This is a genomic window from Actinacidiphila acididurans, assembly GCF_016918855.1.
GTDB classification, from domain to species: Bacteria; Actinomycetota; Actinomycetes; order Streptomycetales; family Streptomycetaceae; genus Actinacidiphila; species Actinacidiphila acididurans.
Map to the genome: position 1 here is coordinate 457,192 of NZ_JADKYB010000004.1, position 22,627 is coordinate 479,818.

Here is a 22,627-nt window from a genome sequence, read left to right on the forward strand (position 1 = left end):
ACCCGGGTGGATCTTTAGACGATTTATACGGAGGGAGTCTAGGCCCTGGTTTCACAGGGTTCGCGGACGGGACCGGTACCCGGGGGATAACCCCACCTCTGTCCGGCACGCGCTCCCCATGGCGCCGCCGCCCCGCGCCCCGGCAGGCTGGGGCCATGACGACCGAGTCCGACCCGCTCCCCCCGCCCCGCCCCGCGCTCGACGCCGTGACGTGGCGGGAGGTTCTGTTCCTCCTGCTCAATCTTCCCGCAGACATCATCGGTTTTGTGTACGTGGTCACCGTGCTGTCGGTGGGCGCCGGGCTGACGGTGACGGTGGTGGGCCTGCCCGTGCTCGCGCTGGGCCTGCTGGGCTGCCGGGTGCTGGGGACCGTGGAGCGGGCCCGGGCCCGGGCGCTGCTGGGGGTACGGATGGAGGAGCCGCGCCGGCTGCGGCGCGGCACGATGGGCTTCTGGCCCTGGCTGTGGGCGTCGCTGAAGGATCCGGTGGCCTGGCGGCACGCGCTGTACTTCGCGCTGCGGCTGCCCTGGGGCGTGCTGACCTTCAGCGTCACCCTGACCGCGCTGTTCGTGGCGTGGCCGGTGCTGCCGTATCTCACGCGGGGGCTGACCACGGTGGACCGGGCGATGGTGCGCGGGCTGCTCCAGCCCTCGGACGAGCTGGAGCGGCGGATCGCGGAGCTGGAGTCGGGCCGCGGGGTGGTGGTGGACACCGCGGCGGCCGACCTGCGGCGGATCGAGCGCGACCTGCACGACGGAGCCCAGGCCCGGCTGGTGGCCCTGGCCATGGATCTGGGGCTGGCGCGGGAGAAGCTGCTGGACGACCCGCATGCAGCGGCGAAGATGGTCGACGAGGCGCACGGCGAGGTGAAGATCGCCCTTCAGGAACTGCGCGACCTCGCCCGCGGCATCCACCCGGCCATCCTCACCGACCGCGGCCTGGACGCCGCCCTGTCCTCGGTCGCCTCGCGCTGTACGGTGCCGGTCTCGGTGACCGTGGACCTGCCGGCCCGGCCCGCCGAGGCGATCGAGGGCATCGCCTACTTCACCGTCTCCGAACTGCTGCAGAACGTCTCCAAGCACAGCCGGGCCCGTAGCGCGGCGGTGGACGTGTGGCGGGCCGCCGACCGGCTGATGATCCAGGTACGGGACGACGGGCAGGGCGGCGCGGACGTCTCGTCCGGCTCCGGGCTCGCGGGCCTGTCCGAACGGCTGGGCTCGGTGGACGGGCTGTTCGTGGTCAGCTCCCCGGCCGGCGGGCCGACCGTGGTGACCGCGGAGCTGCCCTGGCGGCCCCGGCAGTAGCCACCCGGACCCCGCGGTGGGGGTAGCCCCACCCCGAGGACACCGATCCGCACCATGGGCGCGGGCACCGCTTCCGGCCAGGCTTGAGATATCGAGACGAGCGTGCGGCACCGCACGGAAAGGACGGTCCCCGCCATGGCGTACGGCTACGCGTCGCAGGAACGCGACCACCGGCTGCCCCCCGCGCTGCGGGCGCCGTTCGAGAGGCGCACCTGGCGCGAGGTGGGGTACGCGCTGCTGAACCTGCCGATGGGCATCGCCGGCTTCGTGTGGACGGTGACCATGTTCTCGCTGGGTGCGGGGCTGCTGGTCACCTTCGTCGGGCTGCCGGTGCTGGTGCTCGCGCTCGGCGGCTGCCGGGCGATCGGCCGGGTCGAGCGGGCCCGCGCCCGGTCCCTGCTGTGGCTGGACATCGACGAGCCGGGCCCCGACCCGCGGACCGGCCGGGGCTTCCTGGCCCGCATCGGCGCCCGGCTGAGCAGCGGCGTCAACTGGCGGCACGCGATCTACTGCCTGGTCCACTTCCCGTGGGGGATCTTCACCTTCTCCGTGTCGGTCTCGCTGGTCACCTACGGCTGGGGGCTGCTCAGCTATCCGCTGTGGCAGTGGGTGTTCCCCACCTACGCCCACCAGAAGGGTCTGCAGATCTACGGGGACGGCGACGGTCGCGGCTGGTACCTGCACACCCCGGCGGACCTGGCGCTGACCGTCGTGGTCGGCGGCCTGCTCGTCCTGGTCACGCCGTGGGTGATCCGGGGGATGGCGCACGTGGACCGGATGCTGGTGGCCGGGCTGCTCGGGCCGTCCCGGCTGGCCGGCCGGGTGAGCGAGCTGGAGTCGGACCGGGGGGTCGTGGTGGACACCGCGGCGGCGGACCTGCGGCGCATCGAGCGGGACCTGCACGACGGCGCCCAGGCCCGGTTGGTGGCCCTGGCCATGGATCTCGGGCTCGCCAAGGAGAAGCTGCTGGACGACCCCGAGGCGGGCGCGCGCATGGTGGCCGAGGCCCACGGCGAGGTGAAGATCGCCCTCCAGGAACTGCGCGACCTCGCCCGGGGCATCCGCCCCGCGATCCTCACCGACCGCGGCCTCGGCCCGGCGCTGTCCGCGGTCGCCGCGCGCTGCACGGTGCCGGTCTCCGTGACCGTGGACCTGCCCGGCCGGCCGGTCCCTGCCATCGAGGGCATCGCCTACTTCACCGTCTCCGAACTGCTCCAGAACATCTCGAAGCACTCCGGTGCCTCCCGCGCCACCGTCGACGTCTGGCAGACCGAGGACCGCCTGATGCTCCACGTCTCCGACAACGGCCGCGGCGGCGCCGACCTCTCCGCCGGCTCCGGCCTGTCCGGCCTCGCCGAACGCCTCGACTCGGTCGACGGCGTCCTGGCCCTCGACTCCCCCACCGGCGGCCCCACCCGCATCACAGCGGAACTCCCCTGGCGGGTCTAGGACGGGGCCGGCGCGGTGCCGTATCCGTCCCGCCGCGCGGGCGCCGGCCTCGAGCACACGTGCCGCGCACGCCCCGGCGGGCCACCCGCCGCGATCGGCTCATCGCCGAACGCACGCCCCACGCCGGGCGACCGGCCACACCTCGGCGGGCACCCCGCCGACACACCGCAAGGCCCACCGGCCCCACGCAGCAACCGCGCCCAGCGGGCCACCCACCGGAACACACCACCCGGCCGACCGACCCGCGCAGCGGCCACGCCCCGGCGGGCACCCCGCCGACACACCGCAAGGCCCACCAGCCCCACGCAGCAACCGCGCCCAGCGGGCCACCCACCGGAACACACCACCCGGCCCACCGGCCCCGCGCAGCGGCCACGCCCCGGCGGGCACCCCGCCGACACACCGCAAGGCCCGCCAGCCCCACGCAGCAACCGCGCCCAGCGGGCCACCCACCGGAACACACCACCCGGCCGACCGACCCGCGCAGCGGCCACGCCCCGGCGGGCACCCCGCCGACACACACCGCAAGGCCCACCGGCCCCACGCAGCAACCGCGCCCAGCGGGCCACCCACCGGAACACACCACCCGGCCGACCGGCCCGCGCAGCGGCCACGCCCGGGACGGTGCCGCACCGCTCCTCCGTAAAAAAACCTCCACCTACTCCACCCGCAGCAGCGTCTTGCCCATCCCCCGGCCGGCCTCCAGAGTTTCGTGGGCCTCGGCCGCCTCGGAGAGGGAAAGCTGCGTCGTGATGTCGAGGCGGATCGTGCCGGAGGCGAGGAGGGAGAGGGCGGCGAGGGCGTGGGCGCGGAGGAGGGCGGGGGCGCGGCGGGCGAGGTCGGCGATGTCGTAGCCGGACAGGGCGCGGTTGTGCTCGCGGACCTGGCGGATGTCGAGGCCGATGTCGGGGTGGCGGCCGGCCTCCCCGTAGACGGCGAGGCGGCCGAAGGGGCCGAGGATGCCGAGGCTGGCCAGCCGGGTGGGGCCACCGACGGGATCGAGGACGACGTCGACCTCGGGCACGGCGTCGGCGAAGGTGTCCCGCCCGTGGACCGCGTCGTAGCCGAACCGCTTGGCGTAGTGCGCCTTGGCGGGTGAGCCGACCGTGCCGTAGACGGCGGCGGCGCCGAGCGCGCGGGCGATCTGGGCGGCGGCCGAGCCCACGCCGCCGGCCGCCGCGTGGATGAGGACGGTGTCGCCCGCGGTGAGCCGGGCCGCGCCGGCCAGCACTCCGTACGCCGTGGTCAGCGTGAGCGCGGTGCCGCCGCCGTCGCGCAGCGAGATCCCGTCGAGCGGGAAGGCGAGGGCGGCGGGCGCGACCGCGTACTGGGCGTAGCCGCCGCCGGACGGGAGGTAGACGGCGACCGGGTCGCCCTCGGCGAGCCCGGTGACGCCGGGGCCGAGCGCGGCGACCTCGCCGGATGCCTCGAAGCCGGGCACGTCGATGCCGCCGGGGGCGCCGGGCGGCCCGAAGTCGCCGAGGCGGTGCCGGACCTCGCCGTGGCCGACGCCGGCGTACGCGACCTGGACCAGCACCTCCCCCGGGCCCGGCACCGGCACCGGCAGCTCGACCGGCCGCAGGACCGCGGGGCCGCCGTTGACATCGAATCCGATCGCGCGCACGCGCTCTCCTCTCCCTGGGCGCCGCCCGGATGCGGCTCCCCTTCCCTCGCCCCTCGTCGCCGGGCGCCGGACGTCCGACGGACCGCCGGGCGCAACCTTGCCTACCGGCACCGTATTCCCCATCCGCCCGCTGTTGCTGGAATGCTGGACCCCTCGGTACGGCGGACGTACCGCGACGGGGAGCCGCGCGGCGGCGGTCGTACGACAGCGGACGAGGGTGGAGGAACACGGTGCGGGTGGTCATCGCTGAGGACTCGGTACTGCTCAGGGAGGGCCTGACCCGCCTGCTGACCGACCGCGGCCATGACGTCGTGGCCGGCGTGGGCGACGCGGAGGGCCTGATCAAGGCGGTCCGCGACCTGGCCGCGGAGGGCGCGCCGCCGGACGTGTGCGTGGTGGACGTACGGATGCCGCCGACGCACACCGACGAGGGGGTGCGCGCGGCGGTGAAGCTGCGCCGGGACCACCCGGACGTAGGCGTGCTCGTGCTGTCGCAGTACGTCGAGGAGCAGTACGCGACCGAACTGCTGGCCGGCAACACCCGCGGGGTGGGCTACCTGCTCAAGGACCGGGTGGCCGAGGTACGCGAGTTCGTGGACGCGGTCGTGCGGGTCGCGCAGGGCGGCACCGCGCTGGACCCGGAGGTGGTCGCGCAGCTGCTCGGCCGCAGCCGCAAGCAGGACGTGCTGGCCGGGCTGACCCCGCGGGAGCGCGAGGTGCTGGCGCTGATGGCCGAGGGCCGGACCAACTCCGCGGTCGCCAAGCAGCTCGTGGTCAGCGACGGCGCGGTCGAGAAGCACGTGAGCAACATCTTCCTCAAGCTGGGGCTGGCGCCCAGCGAGGGCGACCACCGCAGGGTGCTCGCCGTGCTCACGTACCTCAATTCCTGAGCGTTCCGGAGCATCCCGGAGCATTGCTGAGCACTCCCCGAGAGGCCGCCGTGAGCCGCCGCGGAGTCTACTGGGACCGGGAGGGCACCCGCCCGGGGCACTGGAGCCGGGCTGGACCGGCGGCCGGGCGGGAGACGACCCCGGGACGGGCCGCGCACGACCCCTGGCGGGGCGGGCTCCCACATTCCGGGACGTCCAGGGAAGGCGGTCCTTACCGACGTACCATGACCGTTAGCCGGGCGATCCGACGCCTTCAAGGAGGACCGATTCAGTGACCAGCCAGGTCAGCACCAGCGCGGGAGATCCGCCTGCCGTCGGAGACGTCCTGGGCGAACAACGCCGGCCGGAGAAGCAGACCAGACGGCTCGACCGTGTGATCATCCGCTTCGCCGGCGACTCCGGGGACGGGATGCAGCTGACGGGTGACCGGTTCACCTCGGAGACCGCGTCCTTCGGCAACGACCTGTCGACGCTGCCGAACTTCCCGGCCGAGATCCGGGCCCCGGCAGGCACCCTGCCCGGCGTCTCGTCGTTCCAGCTCCACTTCGCCGACCACGACATCCTCACCCCCGGTGACGCGCCGGACGTGCTGGTCGCGATGAACCCGGCCGCGCTCAAGGCGAACATCGGGGACCTGCCGCGCGGCGCCGAGATCATCGTCAACACCGACGAGTTCGGCAAGCGCGCCCTGGAGCGGGTGGGGTACGCGGCCAACCCGCTCGAGGACGGCTCGCTGGAAAGCTACTCCGTGCACCCGGTGCCGCTCACCACGCTGACACTGGAGGCGCTCAAGGACAGCGGGCTGGCCCGCCGCGACGCCGAGCGCGCGAAGAACATGTTCGCGCTCGGGCTGCTGTCGTGGATGTACCACCGGCCCACCGAGTCCACCGAGTCCTTCCTGCGCAAGAAGTTCGCCAAGAAGCCGGACATCGCCGAGGCGAACGTGACCGCCTACCGGGCGGGCTGGAACTTCGGCGAGACCACCGAGGACTTCGCGGTCTCCTACGAGGTCGCGCCCGCCGCGAGCGCCTTCCCGCCGGGGACGTACCGCAACATCTCCGGCAACCTGGCGCTGGCGTACGGGCTGGTCGCCGCGAGCAAGCAGGCGGAGCTCCCGCTGTTCCTGGGCTCGTACCCGATCACCCCTGCCTCGGACGTGCTGCACGAGCTGAGCCGGCACAAGAACTTCGGCGTGCGCACCTTCCAGGCCGAGGACGAGATCGCCGCGATCGGCGCGGCGCTCGGGGCCGCGTTCGGCGGGTCGCTGGCCGTCACGACCACCTCCGGGCCGGGGGTGGCGCTGAAGTCCGAGACGATCGGCCTGGCGGTGAGCCTGGAGCTGCCGCTGCTGATCGTGGACATCCAGCGCGGCGGTCCCTCGACCGGCCTGCCGACCAAGACCGAGCAGGCCGACCTGCTCCAGGCGATGTACGGGCGCAACGGCGAGGCGCCGGTGCCGATCGTGGCGCCGGCCACCCCGGGCGACTGCTTCACCGCCGCGCTGGAGGCGGCCCGGATCGCGCTGACCTATCGCACCCCGGTGTTCCTGCTCTCCGACGGCTACCTGGCCAACGGCTCCGAGCCCTGGCGGATCCCCGAGGAGGGCGAGCTGCCGGACCTGCGGGTGGACTTCGCGACCGCGCCGAACCACACCAACGCCGACGGCACCCGGGTGTTCTGGCCCTACCAGCGCGACCCGCAGACCCTGGCGCGGCCCTGGGCGGTGCCGGGCACGCCGGGCCTGGAGCACCGGATCGGCGGCATCGAGAAGCAGGACGGCACGGGCAACATCAGCTACGACCCGGCCAACCACGACTTCATGGTCCGCACCCGGCAGGCCAAGATCGACGGCATCCAGGTGCCGAACGTGGCGGTGGACGACCCGGGCCTGGCCGACGGCACCGGGCGGGCCCGGACCCTGGTGATCGGCTGGGGCTCGACGTACGGACCGATCACCGCGGCGGTGCGCCGGATCCGGCGGGAGGGCGGCCAGGTCGCCCAGGCCCACCTGCGGCACCTCAACCCGCTGCCGGCCAACCTCGGCCAGGTGCTCGGCGAGTACGAGCGGGTGATCGTGCCGGAGATGAACCTCGGCCAGCTCGCCCACCTGCTGCGGGCCAAGTACCTGGTCGACGCCCACTCGTACACGCAGGTCACCGGGCTGCCGTTCAAGGCCGAGCAGCTCGCCGCGGCCATCGCCCAGGCCGCGGAGCCGGTCGGGACGGACGGGCGGAGCGGGAACGCGACGAAGGCGGAGGGGAACGCGGATGTCTGAGGCGCTGGCACTGGTGCCCAAGGCCGAGGCCAAGCAGAGCATGAAGGACTTCAAGTCGGACCAGGAGGTCCGCTGGTGCCCGGGCTGCGGGGACTACGCGGTCCTGGCCGCGGTCCAGTCCTTCATGCCGGAGCTCGGTCTGGCCAAGGAGAACATCGTGTTCGTCTCCGGGATCGGGTGCTCCTCCCGGTTCCCGTACTACATGAACACGTACGGCATGCACTCGATCCACGGCCGCGCGCCGGCCATCGCCACGGGGCTCGCGACCTCGCGGCGGGACCTGAGCGTGTGGGTGGTCACCGGTGACGGCGACGCGCTGTCCATCGGCGGCAACCACCTGATCCACGCGCTGCGGCGCAACGTCAATCTGAAGATCCTGCTGTTCAACAACCGGATCTACGGCCTGACCAAGGGCCAGTACAGCCCGACCTCGGAGATCGGCAAGATCACCAAGTCGACGCCGATGGGCTCGCTGGACGCGCCCTTCAACCCGCTGTCGCTGGCGCTGGGCGCCGAGGCGTCCTTCGTGGCCCGGTCGATCGACTCCGACCGCAAGCACCTGCAGAGTGTGCTGCGGGCGGCCGCCGACCACCAGGGCACGGCGCTGGTGGAGATCTACCAGAACTGCAACATCTTCAACGACGGTGCGTTCGATGTCCTCAAGGACAAGGACTCCGCGCAGGAGGCGGTGATCCGGCTGGAGCACGGGCAGCCGATCCGGTTCGGCGCGCCGGCCGAGGACGGGCTCGGGCGGATGGGGGTCGTACGGGATCCCGCGTCCGGTGATCTGCGGGTCGTCGACGTGACCGTCGAGGGGACGGATTCCGTTCTGGTCCATGATGCGGCGGCTTCCTCTCCCACCACTGCTTTTGCGCTGACGCGGCTGGCGGATCCGGACACGTTGCACCACACGCCTATCGGTGTGCTGCGGGACGTGAAGCGGGCCGTGTACGACACGGACATGGCCGAGCAGCTCGAGCAGGCGGTCGTGCAGCAGGGGAAGGGGGATCTCGGCAAGCTTCTTGCCGGTGGAGACACCTGGACTGTTGCCGGGTAGGGCTGGCCGCTCAGGAAGTACGGGACCCTCCGAGCCGGGTCGGGCTTTTACGGCTACCAGCTCGGGGGGTTCTGTGCGTTTCCGGGTGCGGATGCGTCTGCGCTGGTCGCGCCCACGCGGCGCCGGCCGCATATAGAGCGCAGCCCCACGCCCCCTGGTATTCCCGGCTGGCCGCACTTCCCATCGCGCCCCTGGGTAGTCCGGGCGCGCCCTTCTTCCGTGTCATGAGTGTTGTGGCAAACACCCATGACAGGTGGGGCCCGTAGCCGATACGTTCGGGGCGGCTCGGTGATGAGGGAGGAGAAGGGCGTGGGGGAGAAGCGGCTGGGGCTGGCGTACGGGTTCGCGGCGTACGGGTTGTGGGGGCTCTTCCCGTTGTACTGGCCGCTGTTGAAGCCGGCCGGGGCGATGGAGATCCTGGCGCACCGGATGGTGTGGTCGCTGGCGGTGGTGGCCGTGGTGCTGGTGGCGCTGCGGCGGCGGGCGTGGATCGGGGAGCTGCTGCGGCAGCCGCGGAAGATGGCACTGGTGGCCCTGGCGGCGGCGGTCGTGTCGGTGAACTGGGGCCTGTACATATGGGGCGTCAACACCGGGCATGTGGTGGAGACCTCGCTCGGCTACTTCATCAACCCGCTGGTGACGATCGCGCTGGGGGTGCTGGTGCTGCACGAGCGGCTGCGGCCCGCGCAGTGGGCGGCGGTCGGCATCGGGGGGCTCGCGGTGGTGGTGCTGGCCGTCGGGTACGGGCGGCTGCCGTGGATCGCGCTCGGCCTGGCCTTCTCCTTCGGGACGTACGGGCTGGTGAAGAAGCAGGTGGGGATGGGCGGGCTGGAGTCGCTGGCCGCCGAGACCTGTGTGCAGTTCCTGCCCGCGCTCGGCTTCCTGCTGGCGCTGAGCGCGCGGGGGAAGGCCACGTTCACCCATCACGGGGGCGGGCACGCGACCCTGCTGGTCGCCTGCGGGCTGGTCACCGCGGTGCCGCTGATCTTCTTCGGGATGTCCGCGACCCGGCTGCCGCTGTCCACGATCGGGCTGATGCAGTACCTCGCGCCGGTCTTCCAGTTCCTCATCGGGGTGCTGCACTTCCACGAGCACATGCCGGCCGAGCGGTGGGCGGGCTTCCTGCTGGTGTGGTCCGCGCTGGTCCTGCTCACCTGGGACGCCCTGCGCACGGCCCGGCGCGGCCGCGCGGCCCTGGACCGGGCCCGCACCGCTTCTCCGGCGGGTGAGGAACAGGAACCTACCGGCGCCGTCAGGCCGTGACGTCCCGCGAGGTGAACCGCGCCCAGGCGGCCGAGCCGAACACCGCCGCGTACAGGGCCTGGAGGCCCAGGTTCTTGGCGATGCCGTCCCAGCCGACCGGGTCGCGCAGGATGTCGGCGAAGCTCAGCCAGTAGTGCGGGAAGAGGTAGGGCTGGAAGGCGTGCAGCTGCGGGATGTTGTCCACGATCTGCACGGTGATCAGCAGGCCCACCGTGGCGGCCATGGCGCTGATGCCGCTGTCGGTGAGGGTGGACACGAACAGGCCGAGCGCCGCGATGCCGACCAGTGAGGCGGCCACCAGCACGGCGATCAGCAGCGCCCGCAGCAGGCCCTCGGACAGGGAGATGTCGGTGCCGGACAGCAGGGTGACCTCGCCGACCGGGAACAGGGCGAAGCCGGTGGCCAGCGCGGAGGCGGTCACCACGAGGGTGGCGGCCAGGCAGAAGGTCAGCACCGAGCCGTATTTGACGAGCAGCAGCCGGGTCCGGCCGGCCGGCGCGACCAGCAGATAGCGCAGGGTGCCGGCGCTGGCCTCGCCGGCCACCGAGTCGCCGGCCACCACGCCGATCGCCATCGGCAGGAAGAACGGCAGGGTGGCGGCGAGCGAGGCGAAGGTCAGGAACAGGCCGTTGTTGCTGACCTGCTCGATGAACGCGGGCCCGTTGCCGTTGTCGCGCCCGCCGCCGAGCGAGCCGCCGTTGCCGGTCTCGATCCGTACCGCGATCCCGACCAGCAGCGGCACCCCGGCCAGCACCGCCAGCAGCGCGAGGGTCCGCCACCGCCGGAAGACGGTGATCAGCTCCGAGCGGAACAGCCCGAGCGACCACACCGCCTTCGGTGCGCGGACGGCCGGCGCCGCGGTGTCCGCCGCCGCCTCGGTACGGTCCTGCTCCCGGTCGTCCGGCCCGGTCGCCGTCGTCTCAGCCCGCGACATCGAAGCCCTCTCCGGTCAGGGCGACGAACGCGTCCTCCAGGGTGGCGCGTTCGAGGCCGAAGGCGCGGACGCGGACGCCCGCGGCGACAAGGGCCGCATTCAGGTCGGCGAGGTCGGGCGGGTCCGCGGGGAGCTCGCCGGTGACCTTGGGGCCGACGGCCGTCAGTTCGGACACGCCGTGCGCGGCGAGCACGCGGGTGGCCTCGGCCGGGTCGGGGGTGGTGACCGCGAGGCGGCCGCGGGCGCCGGCCGACAGGTCGGCGACCGGACCCTGGGTGATCAGCCGGCCGCGGGCCATCACCGCGGCGTGCGTGCACACCTGCTCGATCTCGTCCAGCAGGTGGGAGGACAGGAAGACGGTGGTGCCGTCCGCGGCCAGTTCCCGGACCAGGGACCGGATCTCGCGCATGCCCTGCGGGTCCAGGCCGTTCGTCGGCTCGTCCAGGACCAGCAGTTCGCGCGGCTGGAGCAGGGCCGAGGCCAGGCCGAGCCGCTGCTTCATGCCCAGGGAGTACGCCTTCGCCTTCTTGGCGGCCGCCGCGGTCAGCCCCACCCGGTCCAGGGCGGCGGCCACCCGGGCCGACCGGGTGCGCGGGTCGGCGGTGGGGTCGGCTGCGTCGTACCGCAGCAGGTTGTCCCGGCCGGACAGGAAGCCGTAGAGCGCCGGGCCCTCGATGAGGGCGCCGACCCTGGGCAGGACGGTCCGGGATGAGCGCGGCATGGGGCGGCCCAGCACCCGGGCGCTGCCCGCGGTCGGCTCGATCAGTCCCATCAGCATGCGGATCGTCGTCGTCTTCCCCGAGCCGTTGGGGCCCAGGAAGCCGAACACACTGCCGCGCGGCACCCGCAGGTCGATCCCGTCCACGGCGAGCGTGCCGCGGTACTGCTTGGCGAGCCCGCGGGTCTCGATGACCGCCTCGTCCGCCGGCCGGGCAGCCCCGGTGTCCGGCTCTCCCATGACGCTCCCTGATGACGCTGGTGGGACTGGTGACGCCGACCACGACGACCACGCCTATGACGCCGTGACGCGGCTGCGGCCGGGCAGGGCCGACTCCGGCGGACCCGCCTGCGTACGGGCCGGGCGGGGCCGCCGGGTGACTGCCGAGCCTACTTGCCGGCGGTGTGCGCCGCGTCGGCGGCGCCGGTGAGCGCGGACTCGCTGACCGCGCCGACGTACAGCGTGCCGTTGTCCGTCAGCAGCGCGTTGACCAGCCGGGTGTGGAAGAGGGTGCCGGTGCCGAAGGAGCCGCTGACCTGCTTGCCGAAGCTGTTCAGCAGCGAGTCGGCGCGCCCGCTGTCGTTGCGCTGCTTGCCGGTGGGCAGGCCGTCGGCGGACTTCACGACCGCGATGGCGTCCCAGCCGGAGCCGAGGACGTCGGGCTGCGTGCCGGCGCGGTCCGGGGTGTTCTTCGGCGCCTGGTCGGTGCCCTCGGTGACCTTCACGCCCTTGCCGGGGGTGAAGTCGAAGGTGCTCGCGGCCGGCTTGGCGAAGCTCACCTTGGTGTAGCCGATGTCGAAGACCGCCTTGCCGCCGCCGCGCGGGTCGACGGTGAGCTTGAGCGGCACCCCGGTCTTCGCGTCCACCGCGATCCGGATCGCGCCGACCGTGGTGTCGGGGGCGTGCTCCGGGCGGATCAGCAGTTCGTACGCGCTGTGGCCGGCCACCCGGGCGGTGCCGTCCACGGTGAACGAGGCGGTGCCGTCGGCGGCCTTGATGACCTGCTTGGCCGCGTCCTGCGGAGTGGCGGGCAGGTCCTGCGGGTCGCTGTGCGCGGTGGCGCCGGACTGCCGCTGGGGCAGGGTCTGGTGGTACGCCTGGTTCGACGCGCTGTCGTACGCCCACACCTGCGTGCCGTTGTGGACGATGCTGTACTCGGCGGCGGGCTCGATGACCGAGACCTTCTGCCGGTCCGGGCCGTCGGCGGCCACGTGCAGGGTGTGGGTGCCGGCCAGCAGCTGGGTGAGCTGCGTCTGCGGCGCGGCCGGCGAGCCGGCGCCGGTGCCGGGCGCCTTCGCGGAGGCCCCCGCGCCTCCGCCGAACAGGCTGCTCGCGGCACCGCTGGACAGTGCCGAGGGCAGGCCCAGGTCGGTGGTGACCTTCACCGAGCCGCTCACCGTCTGGACATGGGAAGCGGCGATTTTGGTGAGGAGCTGCTCCGCGGTCAGCGAGGGCAGCGACGGGTCGCCGGCGTCCGCGAGTGCCGGGACCAGGCCGATGGTCGCCGCCGCCACTCCGGCCACCGCGACCGGCACGGCGAACCGGGCGACCTTGCGGCCGCGGCTGCGTCCCTCTCCCCCGCCGTCGTCCCACTGCGGGTCGTACTGTGCCGGTTGGATCGGTGCCATTGCGTCTCTACCTCCGTCGTCAGCGGCGGTTCGCCCGGGGACGGCACCGACCGCGGCCCGTCCCTCGCACTCGTCCACTTCCCAGGCCATTGTCACCCGGTCCGCCGTCAAGTGGTGTCACCATCTGACCAAATCGGCCGCGACGGCACATCAGCTTGGCGGTGCAACCTCGGCTACACCCGGGGGATGACGACCCCTACGGGTTCGCTCCCGCGGGATCAGGGGCTCCCTCATCGGTACGACGGGCGCGGCCGTCAGCCGGTGCGGTGCACCACCGCGTCGCACAGCCCGGCCAGGGCCCGCTTGGCCGGGATGTCGGGCAGCGGGGACAGCGCGGCGCGGGCCTCGTCGGCGTACCGCACGGTGTCGCGGCGGGCCTGTTCCAGGGCCGGGTGGGCGCGCAGGAGTTCCAGCGCCTCGGCGTGCCGGGCGTCGTCGGCGAGGTCGCCGTCCAGGAGTTGGACCAGCCGGCGCTCGTCCGGCGAGTCGGCGCCGCGGCCCTGGGCGTGCCAGCGGCGCACGTACAGCACGGGCAGGGTGGGGACGCCCTCGCGCAGGTCGGTGCCGGGGGTCTTGCCGGACTCGTGGCTGTCGCTGGCGATGTCCAGGACGTCGTCGGCGAGTTGGAAGGCGATGCCGATCCGCTCGCCGTACTGGGTCAGGACGCTGACCACCGATTCGTCGGCGCCGGACATCATGGCGCCGAACCGGCCGGAGACCGCCATGAGCGAGCTGGTCTTGCCGGCCAGCACTTCCAGGTAGTGGTCGATGGCGTCGCGGCCGTCGCGCGGGCCGACCGTCTCCATGATCTGACCGGTGACCAGGCGTTCGAAGGACTCGGCCTGCACCCGGACCGCCTCCGGGCCGAGGTCGGCGAGGATGTGGGAGGCGCGGGAGAACAGGAAGTCGCCGGTGAGGACGGCGACCGAGTTGCGCCAGCGGGCGTTGGCGCTGGGCACCCCGCGCCGGACGTCCGCCTCGTCCATCACGTCGTCGTGGTAGAGCGTGGCCAGATGGGTCAGTTCGACCACCACCGCGGAGGGCACCACGCCGGGCGCGTGCGGATCGCCGAACTGCGCGCCGAGCAGCACCAGCAGCGGCCGGAACCGCTTGCCGCCGGCCTGGAGCAGGTGCCGGGCCACGTCCGTGATGAACGGCACGTCGCTCTTGGTGGCCTCCAGCAAGCCCTCCTCGACGGCCTGGAGGCCGGCCTGGATGTCGGCGTCGAGGGTCTCGTCCCACACGCTCAGCCCGAAGGGCCCGACGACGGTCACGAGGGGATCTCCTGTCGCTGATCTGGCACTGGCGGGTCGCTGGGTCGCGCTGCTTCCGACGTGGTGGGCATCTTCTGGGCAACGGGCCTTCCGACGGCTCTTGCCTAAACGTGCCTACACGGGCAGCGTAGCCGGTCGGCTGTGGATCACCGCCGGGGCATCGCCTTACACCAGGCCGTAGCCGATCATTGACCCTATAATCCCGATTACCGGTTTTGCCGCTTATTTCCACCCCGAAGGGATGACACGCCGGTTTCGAATGTTTGACCGAGAAGTGTCGGGTGGAACGTTCACAGATGCGTAAGACCCTCCGGGTGGGGTAGTCCGTAAACTCGCTACGGCAACAGGTGACATGTCCTCGCTTGGGGGGTAAGCCCTTCCGGGGAAATCCCCCGCACCGAAGGAGAGGAGGTGGAGGATGACAGCCGACCTCGGAGACGTCGAGAATCTCGGGAAGCTCACCGAGGACGAAGCGGAGGCCCGCATCCATGGCGTCTGTTTCAAGACCGGACCACCCGCACGCACCGGTGTGGAACTGGAGTGGCTGGTCCTGGACCGCTCCGGTCCCCATGATCTGATATCCGCCGACCGGCTGGACGAGGCACTCGCCCCGGTCGAGGCCCCGGGCGCACTGCCCAGGGGCAGCAGGCTCACTCGTGAGCCGGGCGGCCAGGTGGAACTCAGCTCCCCACCCGCCGCCACCCTCGCCGCCTGCGTCGAGGCGATGACCGCCGATCTGGCGGTACTGCGGCAGACCCTCGGCGAGGCCGGGCTCGTCCTGCTCGGCCGCGGCGTCGATCCGTACCGGGAGCCGCCCCGGGTACTGGAACATCCCCGCTACCGGGCGATGGAGCTGTTCTTCGACCGCGAAGGCCCCTGGGGCCGGCTGATGATGCGGCGCACCGCGTCCCTCCAGATCAACCTGGACAGCGGCGACGACGGCCCGGGCATCACCGGCTACCGGTCCCGCTGGGCACTGGCCCACCGCATCGGCCCGGTCCTCGTGGCCGCCTTCGCCAACTCGCCGGTCGCCTCCGGCCGGGCCACCGGCTGGCTGTCCACCCGTCAGGCCACCTGGGGCCGGATGGATCCCGGCCGCACCCGCCATCCCCGCCACCACGCCGAACCGCGCACCGCGTGGACGCAGTACGCGCTGGACGCGCAGGTGCTGTGCATCCGCACCCCCGAGGAGCCCGCCACGGGCATCCTCGGCGGACCGTCCCCCGGCGGCAACGGTTCCGGGCCACCGGGCGGCCGTACGCCGGGCGCCGGCGGCCCCGTCCCGGACTGGACCGCGCCACCGGGCCTGACCTTCCGCGACTGGCTGCGCGGGGTGCCGGGACTGCGGGCGCCCACCGCCGACGACCTGGACTATCACCTGAGCACCCTGTTCCCGCCGGTGCGCCCGCGCGGCTGGCTGGAACTGCGGATGACCGATGCCCAGGACGGCGACGGCTGGATCGTCCCGACCGTACTGACGGCGACCGTGCTGGACGACCCGATCGCCGCCGACGCGGCATGGGCGGCCACCGAATCGCTGTGCCCGGACGGCGAACCCGTGCCGTCCGACGACGTGTGGCGCCGCGCCGCCCGGACCGGCCTGGCCGATCCGGACCTGGCCAAGGCCGCCCGCGCCCTCTTCGCCGCCGCCGACAGCGCAATGACGCGCAACGGCACTCCCGCCGCCCTGCGGCAGGCGGTCTCCGACTTCGCCGAGCGCTATCCGGAACGGGGCCGATGTCCCGCCGACGACCACCTGGACGCGCTCAGCCGCGCCTGACCTGTGGAAGGCATGTCGTGACAAACCCGCACAGAGCTACCGACAGCACGGCCGGAAACGGCGCCTCACCCGCATCTTCTGCACCTTCCGCAACTTCTGCCGCAATCAGCACTTCTGAAACCACCTCACCGTCGGCCGCGGCCTCCGCTCCGAGTGAGGTCCCCGGGTCCGTCTCGCCCTTCGCCGGGCCCTCCTCCCCGGCGGCCGCCGGCCTGCCGGCGGCCAGCGCGCGGGCGCTGGCCGCGCTGGAGACCGCCCGGCGGCGCACCGCGTACCTGACCGACGCGGTCACCGAGGAGGACCTGATCGCCCAGCACTCCAGGCTGATGTCGCCGCTGGTCTGGGACCTGGCGCACATCGCCAACCAGGAGGAGCTCTGGCTGGTCCGCGAGGCGGGCGGGCGGCCGGGACTGCGGCCCGATCTGGACCACCTGTACGACGCGTTCCAGCACCCGCGAGCCGACCGCCCCGCGCTCCCGCTGCTCGGCCCGGCCCAGGCACGGGAGTACGTGGCGGCGGTCCGCGAACAGACACTGGAGGTGCTGGCGGCCGCCGACACCGACCCGGCGGGGCCCGAGCCCCTGCTCGCCGGGGCGTTCGTCTTCGGCATGCTGGCCCAGCACGAGCAGCAGCACGACGAGACCATGCTCGCCACCCACCAGCTCCGCCTGGGCGCGCCCGTGCTGGACGCGCCCGCCCCGCCCCCCGCGCCGGCCGACGCGGCGACGCTGCCCCGCGAGGTGCTCGTACCCGGCGGCCCGTTCGTCATGGGCACCTCGGACGAGCCGTGGGCACTGGACAACGAGCGCCCGCAGCACAGCGTGGACGTCCCCACCTTCTGGCTGGACACCGTGCCGGTCACCAACGCCGCCTACCAGGAGTTCATCGCCGCGGGCGGCTACCGGGACCCGCAGTGGTGGACGCCGCAGGGCTGGCGGCACGTCCAGGACGCGGGGCTGGTGGCCCCGCTGTTCTGGTCGCGCGACGGGGCCGGATGGACCCGCCGCCGGTTCGGGCACGTGGAGCCGGTGCCGGCCGACGAGCCGGTGCTGCACGTGTGCTGGTACGAGGCCGACGCCTACGCCCGGTGGGCCGGCCGGCGGCTGCCGACCGAGGCGGAGTGGGAGAAGGCCGCCCGGCACGATCCGGCCACCGGCCGCTCCCGGCGCTACCCGTGGGGCGACGCCGACCCGGGCCCGGAGCACGCCAACCTCGGCCAGCGCCACCTGCGGCCGGCCCCGGCCGGCAGCTATCCGGCCGGCGCCGCCCCCAGCGGCGCCCGCCAGCTGATCGGCGACGTGTGGGAGTGGACGTCCTCGGACTTCGACCCCTACCCGGGCTTCACCGCCTTCCCCTACAAGGAGTACTCGGAGGTGTTCTTCGGCCCGGAGTACAAGGTGCTGCGCGGCGGCGCCTTCGGGGTGGACCCGGTGGCCTGCCGCGGCACCTTCCGGAACTGGGACTACCCGATCCGCCGGCAGATCTTCGCCGGCTTCCGCACCGCCCGCTCCGCCGCCCCCGGCGAGGACGGTGACGCTCGCTGATGTGCCGTCACCTCGCGTACGTCGGCCCGCCGGTGCCGCTGGCCCGGCTGCTGACCGAGCCGCCGCACAGCCTGTACGAGCAGTCCTGGCGGCCGGCCAGGCAGCGACACGGGACGGTCAACGCGGACGGCTTCGGGGTCGGCTGGTACCCGGTGGAGCTTCCGGAGGGACCGGAAGGTTCTCGGGGACACGCCGAGGGACGGGGCGAAGGGGCCGCCGGGGACGACGCCGGCTTCCCCTTCCCCGCCCGCTACCGCCGGGCCGTGCCGATCTGGGCGGACGCCAACTTCACCGAGCTGGCCCGGGCCGTGCGCAGCGGCGCGGTGCTGGCGGCGGTGCGGTCGGCGACCGAGGGGACCACGCAGGACGAGTCGGCGGCCGCCCCCTTCCGGGACGGCCGCTGGCTGTTCAGCCACAACGGGGCCGTCGCCGACTGGACCCGGCTGCCGGTCGGGGACCTCACCGCGCAGCAGATGCTGGCCATGGAGTCCCGTTCGGACTCCGCGCTGCTGTGGGCGATGCTCGCGGCCCGGCTGCGGCGCGGCGAGGCACCGTCCGCGGCGATGGCCGCGGTGATCCGGCAGGTCGCCGCGCACCGGCCCGGCGCCCGGCTGAACTTCCTGCTCACCGACGGCCGCACCATCACCGCCAGCGCGTTCGGGGACACGCTCTGGTACCGCACCGGACCCGGCCACGTGGTGGTCGCCTCCGAGCCCGACGACGCCCCCGGCCCCTGGCAGGAGGTGCCCGACCGCTCGCTGCTGGTGGCCACCGAGTACGGCGTCCGGATCATCCCGCTGCGCCCCGAGCGCGGCACGGACCGCAAGGAACCGCACCCCATGACCGAGAGCCGCTTCACCCTGGACGACCGCCTCCCGGCGGACTACCTCACCCGGGCCCTGCACGAGGACGTGCGCGCGGGCCTGCGCACACCGCCGCGTACCCTGCCGCCCAAGTGGTTCTACGACAAGCGCGGCAGCGACCTGTTCGAACAGATCACCAGACTGTCCGAGTACTACCCGACGCGGGCCGAGCAGGAGATCCTGACCCGCCGGGCGGCGGAGATCGCCGCCCTGACCCGGGCCGCGACCCTGATCGAGCTGGGCTCGGGCTCCTCCCGCAAGACCCGGCTGCTGCTGGACGCGCTCACCGCGGGCGGCACCCTGCGGCGGTACGCGCCGCTGGACGTCTCCGGCGCGGCGCTGTCCGAGGCGGGCGAGGCGATCTGCCGCGACTACCCCGGGCTGGACGTCACCGCGACCGTGGCCGACTTCGAGCACGGGCTGGCGCTCTCGGACGAGCCGGGGCCGCGGATGCTGGCCTTCCTGGGCAGCACCATCGGCAACTTCGACCCGGAGCAGCGCCGCGCCTTCTACCGCACCCTGTCGCTGGCGCTGACCAGCGACGACGTGCTGCTGCTCGGCGCGGACCTGGTCAAGGACCCGGAAGTCCTGGTCCGCGCCTACGACGACGCGGCCGGGGTCACGGCGGAGTTCAACAAGAACGTGCTGCACGTGATCAACCGCGAACTCGGCGCGAATTTCGACCCGGAGGGCTTCGACCACGTCGCCCTGTGGAACACCGAGGAGGAACGGATCGAGATGCGGCTGCGCGCCCGCCGCGCCCAGACCGTGAAGATCCCCGACGTGGACCTGTCGGTGGACTTCGCCGAGGGCGAGGACCTGCGCACCGAGATCTCCAGCAAGTTCCGCCGCGAGTCGCTCACCGCGGAACTGAAGGAAGGCGGCTTCACCGTCCGCCATTGGTGGACGGATTCGGCCGGGCGTTTCGCCCTGCTGCTGGCGGTCCCCAACTGACCGCGTCACCCTGAAGACAGCCGGGCCCCGGCGCACTGCGGGCTACGGGGCCCGGCCCCTTCACACACGTCACGGCACACACGTCACGGCAGCAGGACGACGCGGCCCCGATGGGCGCGGCTGTCCAGGATGCGGTGCGCCTCGACGGCCGAGTCCAGCGGCAGGCGGGCGTGGACGGCGGCGCGCAGGGTGCCGGCGGCGGTCAGCCGGGCGATCTCGGCCATGTTCGCGCGGGCGGTGTCCGGGTCGGACCGGCGCAGGGCGAGCAGGGAGAAGCCGACCGCCTGCCGGAGCGGGAACAGGGCGGTGACCGGGACGGCGCCCAGGTCGCCGGTGGCCGCGCCGAAGACGACGGCCCGGCCGTAGGGCGCCAGCAGGTCGATGCTCGCGCGCATCACGTCGCCACCGAGCGAGTCCAGGACGACGTCGACCCCGCCGGGTGCCGCGGCGCGGACCTGGTCGGCCCAGTCCGGGCGGCTGTTGTCGACCGCCACGTCGGCGCCGTACTCCTTGACGAAGCCGAAGCGTTCGGCGGAGCTGACCGAGGCGATCACGGTGCCCGCGCCCAGCTCGCGAGCGAGCTGGAGAGCGAGGTGACCGATGCTGCCGCTGGCCGCGTGGACCAGGACGGTCTCGCCCGCGGCGAGCCGGCCCACCCGCAGGGCGCCCAGCGCCACCGGTCCGGCCAGCGGCAGGATCGTGGCGGCGGCCGCGTCCAGGCCGTCGGGAACCGTACTGGCCCACGCGGCCTCGGCGATCACGTGGTCGGCGAGCCCGTCCTCGGCGACCAGCGCCGCGACCCGGCGTCCGGCCAGGGCCGGGTCGGCGCCCTCCCCCACCGCCTCGACGGTGCCGACCACGTCGCCGGTGAGCTTGCCGGGCAGCGGGCGGGTGAAGGGCGCGGGCGAGGTGCCGGCGCGGAACATGACGTCCACGTAGTTGGCGCCGACGGCCTCGGTACGGATCAGCACCTCGCCCGGTCCGGGGGTGGGGACGTCCGCCTCCTCCACGGTGAGGACGTCGGGACCGCCGTACTCGTAGTAGCGCACGCGTCGCATGATGGGCTGCTCCTCGGGGAGATGCGCGGATCGGCAGACTGGGAGACTGGGCTCCGGAAAAGCCGGGGCCACCGGGCCGGCCTCGGGAAAGGGCGCGGCGGGCGGCCGGAGCCGATGATCCGAAGTGGACCATGGGTCCACTTCTGTCGTCGGCCCGACCGTACTGGACCGCCGGTCCAGTTGTCCAGGCATCAAAGGGAGCGCAGGGAGCCGTCATGCCGCCAGCAGCACGCCAGGAACGCGCCGACGCGGCCCGCAACAGGCAGGCGATCCTGCGGGCCACCGAGGAACTGCTGGCCGAGCACCGGCCCGAGGAGATCTCGATGGAGCGGGTCGCGGCGGCCGCCGGGGTCGGCAAGGGCACGGTCTTCCACCGGTTCGGCAGCCGGACCGGCCTGATGCGCGAACTGATGCTGCAACGCGTGCTGGCACTGCACGAGCAGGTCACCGACGGCCCGCCGCCGCTCGGTCCCGGCGCGCCGCCCCGGGACCGGCTGCTGGCCTTCCTCGACGCCGTGGCCGCGGTACTCGGCCGCAACAAGCGGCTGATGGCCGCGCTCGGCCACGCCGAGAGCACCGAGCGGCAGGGCGGCGACCGGCACGGCTCCCAGGACGCCCACGCCGACCGCTCCCCCGGGTCGGTCTACTCCTTCTGGCACGGCCACATCGCCGGCCTGCTGGCCGAGGCGAACCCGGAACTGGACGCCGATCTGCACGCCTATCTGATCATCGCCGCCTTCCACAGCCCCGCCGTGCTCGATCTCCTGGACGCGGGCGAGGCCGACCGGCTCGCCCGCGCCCTGCGCCGGTCCGCGGCCGCGCTGCTGGACGCCCCCGGGAGCGAGTGAGAGCGGGCCGCGGGTGCCGTGCACATGCAGGCGAGTGAGCCGGGGGCGCGCGCCCGGCGTACGCCCGTCTTGATCATCTGCGCCCCGTGCACCCCTTTCCACCCGTCCAGTCGCCCCTTGCAACGCTTTGAGTACAGACGTTTCAACCCGGCGGATTCGCGTGAAGTACGCAGTGCGCCAGGGGTAATCTGGCCGCCCTTCGCAGCCGGGTGGAGAAACGGATGGGGTTATTCGGGGAACGCCAGGCCTTCCTGGACAGGCTGAGCACCGCCGACCGCACGGCGCTGCGCGCGCTGGGCGCCACGCGGTCGTACGAGGCACGCGAGCACCTGGTCGACGAGGGCGAGCGGACCAGTTTCGTGGTGGTGCTGCTGTCCGGCTGGTGCGCGGTGCGGCGGTCCACCGACCGCGGCGAACTGATCCTTGCGCTGCGCCAGCAGGGCGAGCTGATCGGCGAGATGGCCGCCCTCGACCACCGGCCGCGCAGCGCCACGGTGAGCGCGCTGGGCCCGGTCGACGCGCTGATCGTGCCCGCCCCGCGGTTCCGCGGTTTCATGGCCGCCCGGCCCTACGTCACCGGCCTGGTGATGGCCCAGCTCACCGAGCGGCTGCGCAGCGCCGACGACGAGCGCCGGGCGCTGGCCTCCACCACCGTGCTGGAACGGCTGGCCGCCTGCCTGGTGGAACTGGCCGACCGCACCGGCCGGCCGGAGGGCGACTCGGTCGCGATCCGGCTGCCGCTGTCGCAGAGCGAGATCGCAGCCGCGGTCGGCGCCACCCGCGAGGCGGTCGCCAAGGCCCTGCGGCTGCTGCGCGAGGAAGGCCTGGTCCGCACCGGCCCCGGCTCCCTGGTGGTCGCCGACATCGCCCCGCTGCGGCTGCTCGGCGGCGAGGAGGAGGCCGCCGGCGGCCCCTGACATCTTTCTGACGGCACGTCAGCCATCGTTGTGTAAACGGCTACAGCGCAGCCGCCGCACCAGGAGGACAGTCGCATACGGCGGGGCCGACCGAGGAGGGGCGGCCGGTCCCGCCCCCGGCCCGCGAGACGGGCCCCGCGCCGAACCGGCCACCGGGCAGGCGCAGCGACCGCACACCGGCGCACCCGGGGCACGCGGGCCCCGCAACCCCCGCGCGCGCACGGCTCGTACGTACCACCGGGCCGCG

General features: G+C 73.4%; 17 protein-coding genes and 1 pseudogene. 12 read left to right on the forward strand and 6 right to left on the reverse strand.

The window, feature by feature from the left end; translation table 11 throughout:
* Positions 1–155: 155 nt before the first annotated feature.
* Positions 156–1,304 carry a sensor histidine kinase gene (locus ITX44_RS09900; RefSeq protein ID WP_205356688.1) on the forward strand — a complete coding sequence of 383 codons (1,149 nt, stop codon included), beginning with the start codon at positions 156–158 and terminating at the stop codon, positions 1,302–1,304.
* A 135-nt stretch (positions 1,305–1,439) separates the two neighbouring features.
* Entirely contained in the window at positions 1,440–2,753 is a 1,314-nt protein-coding gene (locus ITX44_RS09905; RefSeq protein WP_205356689.1) for a sensor histidine kinase, read from the forward strand.
* Between the two features lie 658 nt (positions 2,754–3,411).
* Here the strand turns inward: ITX44_RS09905 and ITX44_RS09910 are convergent.
* Positions 3,412–4,377, reverse strand: a complete 966-nt coding sequence (locus tag ITX44_RS09910; protein WP_205356690.1) for a quinone oxidoreductase family protein — start codon at positions 4,375–4,377, stop codon at positions 3,412–3,414.
* Positions 4,378–4,607: 230 nt separating this feature from the next.
* On the opposite strand from ITX44_RS09910, the gene ITX44_RS09915 reads away from it, so the two are divergent.
* The 4 genes from ITX44_RS09915 to rarD all read left to right on the forward strand — a co-directional run bounded on the left by ITX44_RS09915 (position 4,608) and on the right by rarD (position 9,862).
* Positions 4,608–5,267, forward strand: a complete 660-nt coding sequence (locus ITX44_RS09915) for a response regulator transcription factor (protein ID WP_205356691.1) — start codon at positions 4,608–4,610, stop codon at positions 5,265–5,267.
* Between the two features lie 271 nt (positions 5,268–5,538).
* On the forward strand, positions 5,539–7,542 hold the full coding sequence (locus tag ITX44_RS09920) for a 2-oxoacid:acceptor oxidoreductase subunit alpha (protein WP_205356692.1): 2,004 nt from the start codon (positions 5,539–5,541) through the stop codon (positions 7,540–7,542).
* Positions 7,535–8,599, forward strand: a complete 1,065-nt coding sequence (locus ITX44_RS09925) for a 2-oxoacid:ferredoxin oxidoreductase subunit beta (protein ID WP_205356693.1) — start codon at positions 7,535–7,537, stop codon at positions 8,597–8,599. Before ITX44_RS09920 ends, ITX44_RS09925 begins: the two co-directional genes overlap by 8 nt.
* A 291-nt stretch (positions 8,600–8,890) precedes the next feature.
* On the forward strand, positions 8,891–9,862 hold the full coding sequence (gene rarD / locus ITX44_RS09930) for an EamA family transporter RarD (protein WP_205356694.1): 972 nt from the start codon (positions 8,891–8,893) through the stop codon (positions 9,860–9,862).
* On the opposite strand, the gene ITX44_RS09935 is transcribed toward rarD, so the two are convergent.
* From ITX44_RS09935 to ITX44_RS09950, 4 genes are all read right to left on the reverse strand, one after another.
* The gene (locus tag ITX44_RS09935; RefSeq protein ID WP_205356695.1) at positions 9,852–10,796 is read right to left on the reverse strand and encodes an ABC transporter permease; all 945 of its coding nucleotides are present in this window, start codon (positions 10,794–10,796) and stop codon (positions 9,852–9,854) included. The two genes, rarD and ITX44_RS09935, sit on opposite strands and share 11 nt — an antisense overlap.
* Positions 10,783–11,754, reverse strand: a complete 972-nt coding sequence (locus ITX44_RS09940; protein ID WP_205356696.1) for an ABC transporter ATP-binding protein — start codon at positions 11,752–11,754, stop codon at positions 10,783–10,785. Before ITX44_RS09940 ends, ITX44_RS09935 begins: the two co-directional genes overlap by 14 nt.
* Positions 11,755–11,903: 149 nt before the next feature.
* Positions 11,904–13,142 (reverse strand): LolA family protein, encoded by a 1,239-nt coding sequence (locus ITX44_RS09945; RefSeq protein WP_205356697.1) that lies wholly within the window; start codon positions 13,140–13,142, stop codon positions 11,904–11,906.
* Between the two features lie 254 nt (positions 13,143–13,396).
* Positions 13,397–14,416, reverse strand: a complete 1,020-nt coding sequence (locus ITX44_RS09950; RefSeq protein ID WP_205356698.1) for a polyprenyl synthetase family protein — start codon at positions 14,414–14,416, stop codon at positions 13,397–13,399.
* A 418-nt stretch (positions 14,417–14,834) separates the two neighbouring features.
* On the opposite strand from ITX44_RS09950, the gene egtA reads away from it, so the two are divergent.
* From egtA to egtD, 4 genes and pseudogenes are all read left to right on the forward strand, one after another.
* The gene (gene egtA / locus ITX44_RS09955; RefSeq protein ID WP_205356699.1) at positions 14,835–16,196 is read left to right on the forward strand and encodes an ergothioneine biosynthesis glutamate--cysteine ligase EgtA; all 1,362 of its coding nucleotides are present in this window, start codon (positions 14,835–14,837) and stop codon (positions 16,194–16,196) included.
* Between the two features lie 104 nt (positions 16,197–16,300).
* Positions 16,301–17,740, forward strand: coding sequence for an ergothioneine biosynthesis protein EgtB (gene egtB, locus ITX44_RS09960; protein WP_372440870.1), 1,440 nt, complete (start codon positions 16,301–16,303; stop codon positions 17,738–17,740).
* A pseudogene (locus ITX44_RS40880) lies at positions 17,740–18,354 on the forward strand (class II glutamine amidotransferase domain-containing protein); the annotation flags it as partial. The gene egtB and the pseudogene ITX44_RS40880, both read left to right, overlap by 1 nt.
* A 225-nt stretch (positions 18,355–18,579) precedes the next feature.
* Positions 18,580–19,557, forward strand: a complete 978-nt coding sequence (gene egtD, locus ITX44_RS40885) for an L-histidine N(alpha)-methyltransferase (RefSeq protein ID WP_236060362.1) — start codon at positions 18,580–18,582, stop codon at positions 19,555–19,557.
* A gap of 83 nt (positions 19,558–19,640) precedes the next feature.
* Here egtD and ITX44_RS09970 read toward each other — a convergent pair whose 3' ends face one another.
* Positions 19,641–20,615, reverse strand: coding sequence for a quinone oxidoreductase family protein (locus ITX44_RS09970; protein ID WP_205356702.1), 975 nt, complete (start codon positions 20,613–20,615; stop codon positions 19,641–19,643).
* Positions 20,616–20,830: 215 nt separating this feature from the next.
* Between ITX44_RS09970 and ITX44_RS09975 the strand changes: the two genes are divergently transcribed.
* Positions 20,831–21,463 carry a TetR/AcrR family transcriptional regulator gene (locus ITX44_RS09975; protein ID WP_205356703.1) on the forward strand — a complete coding sequence of 211 codons (633 nt, stop codon included), beginning with the start codon at positions 20,831–20,833 and terminating at the stop codon, positions 21,461–21,463.
* 221 nt (positions 21,464–21,684) lie between these two features.
* On the forward strand, positions 21,685–22,380 hold the full coding sequence (locus ITX44_RS09980; RefSeq protein WP_205356704.1) for a Crp/Fnr family transcriptional regulator: 696 nt from the start codon (positions 21,685–21,687) through the stop codon (positions 22,378–22,380).
* Positions 22,381–22,627 lie beyond the last annotated feature (247 nt).

Bases quoted from the DNA above. Each gene is read 5' to 3' on its own strand.
- ITX44_RS09970 (WP_205356702.1), bottom strand. From the start codon at position 20,615: ATGCGACGCGTGCGCTACTACGAGTACGGCGGTCCCGACGTCCTCACC.
- ITX44_RS09925 (WP_205356693.1), top strand. From the start codon at position 7,535: ATGTCTGAGGCGCTGGCACTGGTGCCCAAGGCCGAGGCCAAGCAGAGC.
- ITX44_RS09945 (WP_205356697.1), bottom strand. From the start codon at position 13,142: ATGGCACCGATCCAACCGGCACAGTACGACCCGCAGTGGGACGACGGC.
- egtA (WP_205356699.1), top strand. From the start codon at position 14,835: ATGACAGCCGACCTCGGAGACGTCGAGAATCTCGGGAAGCTCACCGAG.
- rarD (WP_205356694.1), top strand. From the start codon at position 8,891: ATGAGGGAGGAGAAGGGCGTGGGGGAGAAGCGGCTGGGGCTGGCGTAC.
- ITX44_RS09980 (WP_205356704.1), top strand. From the start codon at position 21,685: ATGGGGTTATTCGGGGAACGCCAGGCCTTCCTGGACAGGCTGAGCACC.
- egtD (WP_236060362.1), top strand. From the start codon at position 18,580: ATGACCGAGAGCCGCTTCACCCTGGACGACCGCCTCCCGGCGGACTAC.
- ITX44_RS09900 (WP_205356688.1), top strand. From the start codon at position 156: ATGACGACCGAGTCCGACCCGCTCCCCCCGCCCCGCCCCGCGCTCGAC.
- ITX44_RS09935 (WP_205356695.1), bottom strand. From the start codon at position 10,796: ATGTCGCGGGCTGAGACGACGGCGACCGGGCCGGACGACCGGGAGCAG.
- ITX44_RS09975 (WP_205356703.1), top strand. From the start codon at position 20,831: ATGCCGCCAGCAGCACGCCAGGAACGCGCCGACGCGGCCCGCAACAGG.
- ITX44_RS09940 (WP_205356696.1), bottom strand. From the start codon at position 11,754: ATGGGAGAGCCGGACACCGGGGCTGCCCGGCCGGCGGACGAGGCGGTC.
- ITX44_RS09905 (WP_205356689.1), top strand. From the start codon at position 1,440: ATGGCGTACGGCTACGCGTCGCAGGAACGCGACCACCGGCTGCCCCCC.